8 protein-coding genes and 2 pseudogenes are annotated in these 10,078 nt (G+C 58.1%); 6 read left to right on the top strand and 4 right to left on the bottom strand.

Annotation, left to right across the window (positions count from 1 at the left end; genetic code table 11):
• Positions 1 to 303: pseudogene (locus M0814_RS16970) on the bottom strand (hypothetical protein); the annotation flags it as partial.
• Positions 304 to 948: 645 nt separating this feature from the next.
• On the opposite strand from M0814_RS16970, the gene lpxO reads away from it, so the two are divergent.
• Positions 949 to 1,848 (top strand): lipid A hydroxylase LpxO, encoded by a 900-nt coding sequence (gene lpxO / locus M0814_RS16965; protein WP_103483568.1) that lies wholly within the window; start codon positions 949 to 951, stop codon positions 1,846 to 1,848.
• A 73-nt stretch (positions 1,849 to 1,921) separates the two neighbouring features.
• Here the strand turns inward: lpxO and M0814_RS16960 are convergent, their stop codons facing one another.
• Positions 1,922 to 2,794 carry a Ku protein gene (locus M0814_RS16960; protein WP_103483548.1) on the bottom strand — a complete coding sequence of 291 codons (873 nt, stop codon included), beginning with the start codon at positions 2,792 to 2,794 and terminating at the stop codon, positions 1,922 to 1,924.
• A 190-nt stretch (positions 2,795 to 2,984) separates the two neighbouring features.
• Between M0814_RS16960 and M0814_RS16955 the strand changes: the two genes are divergently transcribed.
• Positions 2,985 to 3,326 (top strand): hypothetical protein, encoded by a 342-nt coding sequence (locus M0814_RS16955; RefSeq protein WP_003225187.1) that lies wholly within the window; start codon positions 2,985 to 2,987, stop codon positions 3,324 to 3,326.
• Positions 3,327 to 3,378: 52 nt separating this feature from the next.
• Complete coding sequence (locus M0814_RS16950; protein WP_103483547.1) at positions 3,379 to 4,524, top strand: PQQ-dependent sugar dehydrogenase; 1,146 nt, start codon at positions 3,379 to 3,381, stop codon at positions 4,522 to 4,524.
• Positions 4,525 to 4,654: 130 nt separating this feature from the next.
• Here M0814_RS16950 and rimI read toward each other — a convergent pair whose 3' ends face one another.
• Positions 4,655 to 5,773 carry a ribosomal protein S18-alanine N-acetyltransferase gene (gene rimI, locus M0814_RS16945; RefSeq protein WP_103483546.1) on the bottom strand — a complete coding sequence of 373 codons (1,119 nt, stop codon included), beginning with the start codon at positions 5,771 to 5,773 and terminating at the stop codon, positions 4,655 to 4,657.
• A gap of 92 nt (positions 5,774 to 5,865) precedes the next feature.
• On the opposite strand from rimI, the gene M0814_RS16940 reads away from it, so the two are divergent.
• Both M0814_RS16940 and M0814_RS16935 read left to right on the top strand, forming a co-directional pair.
• The gene (locus M0814_RS16940) at positions 5,866 to 7,440 is read left to right on the top strand and encodes a RimK family protein (RefSeq protein WP_103483545.1); all 1,575 of its coding nucleotides are present in this window, start codon (positions 5,866 to 5,868) and stop codon (positions 7,438 to 7,440) included.
• Positions 7,441 to 7,447: 7 nt separating this feature from the next.
• Positions 7,448 to 8,371 carry a magnesium transporter CorA family protein gene (locus M0814_RS16935; RefSeq protein WP_103483544.1) on the top strand — a complete coding sequence of 308 codons (924 nt, stop codon included), beginning with the start codon at positions 7,448 to 7,450 and terminating at the stop codon, positions 8,369 to 8,371.
• A gap of 120 nt (positions 8,372 to 8,491) precedes the next feature.
• Here M0814_RS16935 and M0814_RS16930 read toward each other — a convergent pair whose 3' ends face one another.
• Complete coding sequence (locus M0814_RS16930) at positions 8,492 to 8,827, bottom strand: DUF2834 domain-containing protein (protein ID WP_103483543.1); 336 nt, start codon at positions 8,825 to 8,827, stop codon at positions 8,492 to 8,494.
• Between the two features lie 252 nt (positions 8,828 to 9,079).
• Here M0814_RS16930 and ilvA point away from each other — a divergent pair.
• Positions 9,080 to 10,069: pseudogene (gene ilvA / locus M0814_RS16925) on the top strand (threonine ammonia-lyase, biosynthetic); the annotation flags it as partial.
• Between the last annotated feature and the right edge of the window lie 9 nt (positions 10,070 to 10,078).

Genomic DNA, 10,078 nt, shown 5'->3' with positions numbered 1-10,078 from the left:
GGACCGACTGATGTTGCCAAATAGCCTACCGGTGTCTACCTGCACGACATCGTAGGTCGACGCTCCGCGGTACTGGCCCGGTGAGTTTTGCAGCTCTTCTACAGAATGCCAGTAGGCGGCGTCTGCCATCTCGTTCATATCGAATTGCTCAAGCAGGTCGATCAGTCCCTCTGTATGTAGCGCACCAGCCATTTGATGAAGCGTTTCCCGATGTGCCTCGGGGTTTTGCATGCGAAAGTCTTGGTCGTCGAGAGTCGCGCGCCATTGCTGGAGCCGGAGAGATTTGGCTTGGTCGAAATTCATGGAGGGAGATTCGCTGTACAGATGCTGTATGCATGTACAGTAATCGAGGCGGGGCAGGTGGGCGAGGGTAAGGCGACGAGCTGTAGGATTTTGGATTGGTGTTCGGTCGGCAGAACGCCGTAGACTTGGGCCAATTTTTGGGCCAATGGTGCGAAATGATGGGGGTTGGTGCGGGCGCAACCCCCTGTAAATGCTGGTTTTAACCCTCAGAAAACCCCGATCAATACTGCATCGTGATGTTAGCTGTAGAAATCAAAGGTTTTTCCTGCGAAGCATTCTGAGTAGCGAGGGTGCGGCTGGAGCGCTTGGCCCGAGTCAAAGTGCGCTGAGGCGGGACATTCCCGTCATCAACCAAGGGGGCGCGTAAAGTTTGGCGGCGATTGTACTGGTCTGGCTCTTTAAACGATAGGGCGATGACGCCGCGTCTGCCGTTTGGCAGATTCAGCGGACAGTTTTTCACAGATCAGGTTCACCATTGGTTACAAAGTATGGCTAAAATGCCAGCCAGTTACCCAATAGCCGCTAACGGCAAGGGCTCAAGGAAGTGCCACCGGGATAGTATTTGTATTCATGCCACTGCATCAGACCCTGGGCCACCGGCCGGCAGGCGCGCAGTTTGTTCACTTTTGACGTGTGACGATTTCCGTGAAACTCATCATTGCTGCTATTTATGTCATTTCGATTGCATACGTTCACCTTCGTGGGCGCGTGCGTCACAAACTGGGCCGTCAGTTGAGCGATCACTCGACGTTCCTGGCGCCGATCAACTGCTTCCTGTACCTGTTTTCGAAGAAGCCGAACAAGCCGTATCTCGATCCTTCCGAATTTCCTGATCTGAGCCCTTTGCAGGCGCACTGGGAAGAAATTCGCCAGGAAGGGCAGAATCTGCTGCGCGCCGGTGAGATCAAACGCTCGAATCAGTATGATGATGTCGGTTTCAACTCGTTCTTCAAAAGTGGCTGGAAGCGTTTCTACCTCAAGTGGTATGGCGAGAGCCATCCGTCGGCCATGAAGTTGTGCCCGCGCACCACCGAGCTGGTGCAGAGCATCGGTTCGATCAAGGCAGCGATGTTCGCCGAGCTGCCGCCGGGTTCGAAACTGGTCCGTCACCGCGATCCTTACGCCGGTTCGTATCGCTACCACCTGGGTCTCGACACGCCGAACGACGCGGGTTGCTACATCAATGTCGACGGTGAGAGCTATCACTGGCGCGACGGTGAGGCGGTGATGTTCGATGAAACCTACATTCACTACGCCGAAAACACCACCGACAAAAACCGCATCATTCTGTTCTGCGACATCGAGCGGCCGATGAAGTATCGCTGGGCAGCGGGGTTCAATGCCTGGTTCAGCCGCACCGTGATGTCGGCGGCAGGTGCGCCAAACGATGCGGGCGATCGTGTCGGTGGGATCAACCGACTGTTTACCAAAATCTACAAAGTCCGACTGCGTGGCAAAGAGCTGAAAAAGCGCAATCGCACGCGTTACTACATGGAAAAGTGGGCGATCTTCGGCGGTTTGCTGGCGGTGTTCATTCTGATCTGACAGCATCGCCAGCCTGCTGGCGATGAGTCTCTCAAAACCAACCTGTCAGCTTCCTGACAGGAGCCGGATCTGATTACGCCCCCGAGGCCTTATTGGTCTTTCTCGCGGGGGCTGCCTTGCTGGCAGGCTTCGCTTTTGCCTTCGGTTTGGCCGTGGCCTTGCCGCCCAGACTGCGTTTAAGCAGCTCGGTCAGGTCGATCACATCCGCAGACTTGCGCTCTTCCTCGCCACCCACCGTCTCGACATCCTCGATCTTGCCTTCATGGGCCTTTTTCTCGACCAGCGCCATGATCTTGTCTTCAAACTCGTCCTTGTAATCCTCCGGACTCCAGTCGCCGCTCATGTCCTGCACCAGACGTTTGGCCATGTCCAGCTCACCCTTGGCCAATTGTGGCTTGGTCACTTCGCTGCCCAGCTCCAATTCGTCGAGGCCGCGCACTTCCTGCGGCCAGCGCAGCTTGACCAGCACCAGCGCCGATTCCAGCGGCATCAGTGCCGCCAGATATTGCCGAGTGTGCAGGACGACGCGGGCGAGGGCGACCTTGTTGGTTTTGCTCAATGTTTCACGCAGCAGCGCATAGACCTTGCCGCCGCGCTTGTCCGGTGCCAGGTAATAAGGCGTGTCGATGTTTTGTAGTGGAATCTGCTCGGCATCGACGAATGAAAAGATGTCGATGGTCTGGGTCGACACGGGGTGCGCCGACCGAATTTCTTCCTCGCTGAGCACCACGTAGCGGCCCTTCTCATAAGCCACACCTTTAACGATGTTCTCTTTGGTGACTTCCTTGCCCGTGACTTTGTTAACCCGTTTATAACCGACCGGGTCCATGCTGCGGCTATCGAGCCAGTCGAAGTCGACGCCTTGCGAGGACGTTGCCGACACCAGCGCGACGGGGATGTGTACCAGTCCGAAGCTGATCGCGCCTTTCCAGATTGCCCGAGCCATGGTGAGTTCTCCGAGTGATGATCAGGTGACCCGCGTCCCGGCTCGAAAGTTTCCAGCGTTTGCATGGGCTCGCAGCAATGCCGGTCAAGTCGTGTTACATCTTGTTCAAGGGCGATGGGTTAACAAATCCGAACCCAGGGCGTAGCGTGGACTCGAAGGCTCTATCCCCTTCGCATCGAGAGGCCGCGCCATGACCCGAATTCCGTTAGGCATCATCGTTCTGTTCCTTGGGGCGGGGCTGGCGCATGCCGAAGTCGGGCCGCCGTCCGCGCCGCTGCTGCTGGCACAGAGTCCCACCGGTACCGACAACAACCCTTACAACAGCCCGATCCGCCGCGCCAATCCCAACAGCATGCAGGGCACACAGCCCAGTGCGCCGATTATTCGCGGGCCGAACACGGTGCCGGTACCCAGTTCGCCAACCGTCGGTAATGGCGGCATCGGCAATGGTCAGCAACAACGTTCGGTGCCGAGTACACCACCAAAATTCATTCCCAACCCACCTTCACGCGATGGAGACAGCAACCGTTGAACGGCAGGACTGAGCGCCTGTCAGCCTTTCAAACGAACAAAAGGAATCGTGCATGTTGCGTAAAACCTTTCTAGCCACGCTGTGTGCCGGCGCGTTGATCAGCGCTCCCGCTTTCGCCGCTGCCCCCAAAGAGCTCAAAAGCGAGCAGGGCACCCTTGAAGTCACCACGATTACCCAAGGACTCGAGCACCCTTGGGCGCTGGCGTTTCTGCCGGATCGGCAGGGCATGCTGGTGACCGAGCGTCCAGGCAACCTGCGGGTGATCAGTGCCGATGGCAAGCGCTCTGAACCGATCAGCGGCGTACCGAAAGTCTGGGCCAAGGGCCAGGGTGGATTGCTCGATGTGGTGCTGTCGCCGGACTTCAAACAGGATCGGCTGGTCTACCTGTCCTATGCCGAGGGCGGTGGTGCCGGGGACAAGGCCGGGACGGCGGTGGGGCGCGGTCGTCTGTCGGACGACTTGCGCAGTCTGAGTGATTTCAAAGTGATCTTCCGTCAGGAACCGAAGCTTTCGACTGGCAACCACTTCGGTTCACGGCTGGTGTTCGACCGCGACGGCTACCTGTTTGTCACGCTTGGCGAAAACAACGATCGGCCCACCGCGCAGGATCTCGACAAGCTGCAAGGCAAGGTCGTGCGGATCTTCCCCGATGGCAAGGTGCCAGATGACAACCCTTTCGTGGGCCAGTCCGGCGTGCGGCCGGAAATCTGGTCTTATGGCCATCGTAATCCGCAGGGCGCTGCGCTCAATCCGTGGAACGGCACAATCTGGGAGAACGAACACGGTCCCCGGGGTGGCGATGAGGTGAACATCATCGAACGCGGGAAAAACTACGGCTGGCCGTTGGCGACCCACGGCATCAACTATTCGCTGCAACCGATCCCGGAAGCCAAGGGCAAAAGTGTCGAAGGCGCCGTGGATCCGCATCATGTGTGGGAGAAGTCTCCCGGCGTCACCGGGATGGCGTTCTATGACGCTGATCGTTTCAAACCGTGGCAGCAGAACCTGTTCATCGGCGCGCTGGTCACTCAGGAGCTGATCCGGCTGCAGTTCGATGGCGACAAGGTCGTGCACGAGGAGCGCTTGCTGGGCGATTTGAAACAGAGAATTCGTGATGTGCGGCAGGGGCCGGACGGGTATTTGTATGTGCTGACGGATGAACAGGATGGTTCGCTCTACAAGATCGGCCTGAAGTAACCTCACTTCAAGTTTTCACAGATCTCCTGTGGCGAGGGAGCTTGCTCCCGCTGGGTTGCGCAGCAGCCCCAAAATCTTGTGAGCGCTACACATTCATGCGGGAGCAAGCTCCCTCGCCACCAAAAAGCCTCTAGAGCCTAACGATAGTTGGCGTAGGGCGGTTATACAAAACCACCGCCGCCCGCAATTTCCCCCGCCCAAATCGGCTCATCTTCTCAAACTCCCCATGGCTGACCGGCACATGTTGGCAGTCCATCGGCTGGCGATGCTGGCTGTGATCGACGTCGGGATCGTGCAGGTACACAAAGTCTTCATCGCAATCGGTGACCACCACCCAGTGCGGTGATTTGGAACGGGTCAGGCGATAGCTGCTGATCAGCACCAGAGGCTGACCGCCAGCCTCCAGCAGGCGCGGTAAATCCAGATGGATGCCAATCTTCCGCTCGATGTCGGTCTCTTGCATTTGAGCGGTGAACTCCTCATGCACCAGGCGCATGACGTCTTTTTTATGCTCGTCGCGCACGCCGTCGAGAAACAATGGCCCGGCCATACTCAGCTGCAAACGCACCCGGAAACCCCGCCGCCAGGCCGCCAGTGCCAAACCCTGGGGGCTGCAGCCACCATGGCCGGAGGTCATGAACACCGTGGTCGCTTCACGCCAGATCTGCAATTCCTCACGCCGCTCCAGCAGGCGCGCAGGATGCAGCGCGCCCATGGCCATCAGCAGACAGGCCGGGCCACAGGTGAATTCGGTGGTTTGCGGGTAGTAGGGCACCTTGATACTGCGCGAGTCACGGTGCTGAACAATGCGCTTTTCCAGACGCAGTGCATCGGCATGGTCTTCGTAGTAATCGTGAATCAGCGCAAAACGCCGATAGCCGTTGCGCTCGTAAAGCGCGATGGCGGTGGGGTTATCGATACGTACTTCAAGGCGCAGATACGCGCAGTCATGCTCAACGGCACAGGCCTCGATACGTTGCAGCAATTGTTTGCCCAGACCGGTGCCACGGGCTTCGCCGGCAATGGCGATGGAATACAGGCGCGCCAGTGATGTGCCGCGATGAAACAGCACCAGTGCATAGCCGAGCAATCGCCCGTCAAGCTCGGCGACCAGCAGTTGCGCATGGGCGCGGGTGATCATCCATTGAAAGCTGCGGCTGGTGAGCCGGTCGGTGGTGAAACATTGCATTTCCAGGGCCAGCAACGCTGGCAGATCTTCAACTACCGCCAAACGAAAAACAGCACTCATATGACCACCGTAAAAGTTGCGTAACGAAACGGGACTTTCGAAAAACTTCGTGCTTAATAGAAATGGTCTTGTTCTCCAACGGATCAATCTCTATGTCAGCGGTACAGGGTCATTGGCGCGAAGTATCCGAGCAAAGTTTGCCGACGGCAACTTTTTTAAATCCAGTCATCAGAACTTCCAGTCAAGTGTTGATCATCGTCGAACGCAAGGAAGACTGGGCCTCGTACTTTCCCAGCGAGGACATCGTCACGGCTCAGGAATACCTTGAGCAAACCCGTGACAGCGAACCTGGCAAACGGGTGCAGGTGATTAACCTGTGCCGCAGCTACAAGTACCTGGGGCACGGTTACTATTGCTCGCTGCTGGCAGAAGCCCGCGGCCACAAGGTGATTCCATCGGTCCGCACCATCAGCGAACTGACGAAGAAATCGCTTTACGGCCTGGCGCTGGACGACCTCGATAAAACCCTGGAAAAAGCCCTCAGCCATCATCTGTACAGCGATACCGAAGGTTTCACCCTGACACTTTACTTCGGCAAGACGCATATCGAGCCGCTGCAGGATCTGGCCCGGCAATTGTTTGAAGTGTTTCCGTGTCCGATTCTGCTAGTTGAGTTTCGCCGAACTAACGGCTGGCACATCGAGGGTATAAAGTCCGGCGCCCTGCACAAGTTGCGCGACGATCAGGAAGATCAGTTCGCCAATGCGCTGGACGGCTTTAGCCGTAAAGTCTGGCGAGTGCCGCGCTCGCCGCAAGTGGCGCGTTATGACTTGGCGATTCTGCACGATCCACAAGAAGCCTTGCCGCCGTCAAACGCCAAGGCACTGGAGAATTTCGTGCGGGTCGGCAAGCGTATGGGCATCGATGTCGAGCTGATCGAACGCAAGGACTACGCGCGGCTCGCCGAGTACGACGGCCTGTTGATTCGCGAGACTACCAGCGTCGACAACCACACCTATCGCTTCGCGAAAAAAGCCGAGAGCGAAGGGTTGGTGGTCATGGATGACCCGACGTCGATTCTGCGTTGCACCAACAAGGTCTATCTGACTGACCTGCTCAACAGCCATCAACTGGGTATGCCCGCTACGGAAATTCTCTACAAGGAACGACCGGAAGATTTCGAACGGGTCGGCGAACGCCTCGGTTTTCCGCTGGTGCTGAAGATCCCCGACGGCTGTTTTTCTCGCGGGGTGATCAAGGTTGAAAGCCAGCAGGCGCTGCTTGAGGCTACCGCTGAATTGTTCGAACACTCGGTATTGCTGTTGGCTCAGGAGTTTTTCTACACCGAGTACGACTGGCGCATCGGCGTGCTCAACCGCAAACCGATCTTCGCCTGCCAATACTTCATGTCCAAGGGCCACTGGCAAATCTACAACCACAAGGCCAAGGGCCAGGACATCAATGGCGAGTGCCGCACCCTGGCGGTTCACGAGGCACCGCGGGCAGTGGTGGAATTGGCGGTCAAAACCGCGAACCTGATTGGCGACGGCCTCTACGGCGTGGATCTGAAACAGGCTGGCGACAAAGTGGTGGTGATCGAGGTGAACGACAATCCGAACCTCGATGCCGGCATCGAAGACGCCTATTTGCAGGACGATCTGTATTCACTGGTGCTGGAGGAGTTTGTGCGACGGCTGGAACTCAAGCGTCGCGGCCAGGCCTGGTGAAGCGCCGATGATCAGCAGTTTCGCATTGAGTCACGGCGCGTTGCAGCGGGTGGAACGGCTGGATGCCGAGGTGATGCTGTTCAGCAATCCCGATGCTGCCGAGCGCGACTTGCTCCACACTCACTACAAGGTCGACGAACACGCGCTGGCCTCGGCGCTGGATCCGGACGAAGTCTCGCGAATCGAGTTTCACCCCGACCACTTGTTCCTGATCTGGAAGCGCCCGGAAAACTATTCCGGCGGTGGCAGCCTGGCGTTTGAAGTGTCGTCCTGCGGCCTGCTGTTTTCACCCGGTCAGTTGCTGGTGATCGCCACCGACGACACGCCATTGCATGGCATCGGCACGCGCCAGCCGCTCAATGCGCCGCTGGATGTGTTGCTCGATTTGCTGTTCAACAACATCCACCATTATCTTGGCCACCTGAAGGTGATCAAACTGGTCGCCCGTGAGCTTCAACAGAAGTTCAACACCTCGATGCAGAACCAGCATCTGGTGCAGATGTTCAACCTCAGCGAAAGCCTGATCTATTACATCAACGCCCTGCACAGCAACGGAGCAGTGCTGACGCGGCTGCGCAATCACGCGGAAAAACAGCACTTCGGCAGCGAGGCGATCGGGTTGATCGACGACCTGATCATCGAGAACAACCAGTGCTACAAACAGGCAGAGATCTACTCAACGGTGTTTTCCGGGCTGATCGATGCGCGCGGCAATCTGATGAACAACAGCATGAACAATCTGCTGCGCAAGCTGACGTTGATCAACGTGGTGTTTCTGCCGTTGAACCTGATTGCCAGTATTGGCGGGATGTCGGAGTTCAGCATGATGACGGCGGGGACGCCGTGGTGGATTTCCTACCCGGTGTTTCTGATGGTGATGTTGCTCGGGGCGGGGGGAATGTTGTTTGGGCTGCGGCGGTTGGCCCAGTGATTGATCGGTGCCTGAGCTGACACCTTCGCGAGCAAGCCCGCTCCCACAGGAGAATGTATTTCAAAAAGTGGGAGCGGGCTTGCTCGCGAAAGCGATCTCAGCAGCACTCGAAGCTCGGGATCAGCTCGCAGGGGCTGCCGCTGCCACTTTCTTGCGCTCCCGAACCCCACGCACCACCAGATACAACAGCGGCCCAATCGACACAAATACTGCCGTCAGCAACAGATACGGCACCACCGACCAGACCGACATCCCTCGCGACCGTGCATCCTTGACCATCCACACCCCGGCCAGCGTCGCCAGCAGATACAGATCAATCACTACCTGCGCCGTGTCCGGGCGCGACATCAGGCTGATACCGAAGTCGATCAACGACTGTTCGGCCTGGAGCATCACCGACACGGTGTAGCCAGTACACGCAATCAACGCCGTGAGGGGCAGGGCGACAGGCATCATGTATTCCTTCCTTGGGGTGATGAGCAGAATCGCCAGCCTACCTTGGCATCCCCAAATAAGCCATTGACTCGCTGGCCGCCGCCGAGCTAATTTCAGGCCCATGACTTCCACCGTATTGCGCTGCCAGCCAAGCATTATTACCGCCATTCCTCATTTGGCGGGCTAGCTCACGACTGCTACACCCAACCCGCCCTAGAGGCGGGTTTTCATTTTCTGTCTCCGGGGTTCTGATCAAAACGTCAGGAGACGACCATGCCGCACAGCCCCGTCCAACAAGTCCTGCTTGAGCAGTACGTGAAAAAGATCCTTGCCGCGCCGGTCTACGACATTGCTGTGCGCACGCCGTTGCAAGCGGCGCCGGCGCTGTCCGAGGCGCTGGGCAACCGGATCCTGCTCAAGCGCGAAGACTTGCAACCGACGTTCTCCTTCAAGATCCGTGGCGCCTACAACAAGCTGGTGCAATTGAGTGATGCGCAGAAAGCACGCGGCGTAATCACCGCGTCAGCGGGTAATCATGCCCAGGGCGTGGCCCTGGCGGCACGGGAACTGGGGATGGCGGCGACCATCGTCATGCCGTTGACCACGCCCGAACTGAAGGTGCTTGGGGTGCGAAGTCGGGGCGCTGAGGCGCTCCTGCATGGCGAAAGTTTTCCGTTTGCCCTGGCCCATGCGCTGCAACTGGCCGAGCAAACCGGGCGCACTTTCGTTTCACCGTTCGATGACCCGGACGTGATCGCCGGGCAAGGTACGGTGGCCATGGAAATCCTGCGTCAGCATCAGGGGCCGCTGGACGCGATCTTCGTTCCGGTGGGCGGTGGCGGCCTGATCGCCGGTATCGCAGCATACGTCAAATACCTGCGGCCGGAGGTGCGCATCATCGGTGTTGAATCGGAGCACTCCGCCTGCTTGAAGGCAGCGTTGCAAGCGGATGCGCGTGTGATGTTGCCCAGTGTCGGGACGTTCGCCGATGGCGTGGCCGTGGCGCAGATCGGCGCGTATGGTTTCGAAGTGTGTCGGTTTTGCGTGGACGAGGTGGTCACCGTCAGCAATGACGAGCTCTGCGCCGCGATCAAGAATATCTACGACGATACCCGCTCAATCACCGAACCTTCCGGCGCGTTGGCGGTGGCCGGGATCAAACAATACGTGGCGCGCAACGGTGTTCGCGAGCAGACCTTCGTCGCGATCGACTCCGGCGCCAACATCAATTTCGACAGCCTGCGCCACGTCGCCGAGCGCGCCGCGGTATGC

It is taken from the genome of Pseudomonas sp. MWU12-2020 (assembly GCF_023100605.1).
GTDB lineage: Bacteria > Pseudomonadota > Gammaproteobacteria > Pseudomonadales > Pseudomonadaceae > Aquipseudomonas > Aquipseudomonas fluorescens_H.
Note: the sequence above shows the minus strand (reverse complement) of the source record. Positions and strands in the feature narration are given on the sequence as shown.

What these genes read in the sequence shown, in the direction of transcription:
- M0814_RS16935 (WP_103483544.1), top strand. Translation starts at nt 7,448, where the DNA reads ATGATCAGCAGTTTCGCATTGAGTCACGGCGCGTTGCAGCGGGTGGAA.
- M0814_RS16960 (WP_103483548.1), bottom strand. Translation starts at nt 2,794, where the DNA reads ATGGCTCGGGCAATCTGGAAAGGCGCGATCAGCTTCGGACTGGTACAC.
- M0814_RS16930 (WP_103483543.1), bottom strand. Translation starts at nt 8,827, where the DNA reads ATGATGCCTGTCGCCCTGCCCCTCACGGCGTTGATTGCGTGTACTGGC.
- M0814_RS16950 (WP_103483547.1), top strand. Translation starts at nt 3,379, where the DNA reads ATGTTGCGTAAAACCTTTCTAGCCACGCTGTGTGCCGGCGCGTTGATC.
- M0814_RS16940 (WP_103483545.1), top strand. Translation starts at nt 5,866, where the DNA reads ATGTCAGCGGTACAGGGTCATTGGCGCGAAGTATCCGAGCAAAGTTTG.
- rimI (WP_103483546.1), bottom strand. Translation starts at nt 5,773, where the DNA reads ATGAGTGCTGTTTTTCGTTTGGCGGTAGTTGAAGATCTGCCAGCGTTG.
- M0814_RS16955 (WP_003225187.1), top strand. Translation starts at nt 2,985, where the DNA reads ATGACCCGAATTCCGTTAGGCATCATCGTTCTGTTCCTTGGGGCGGGG.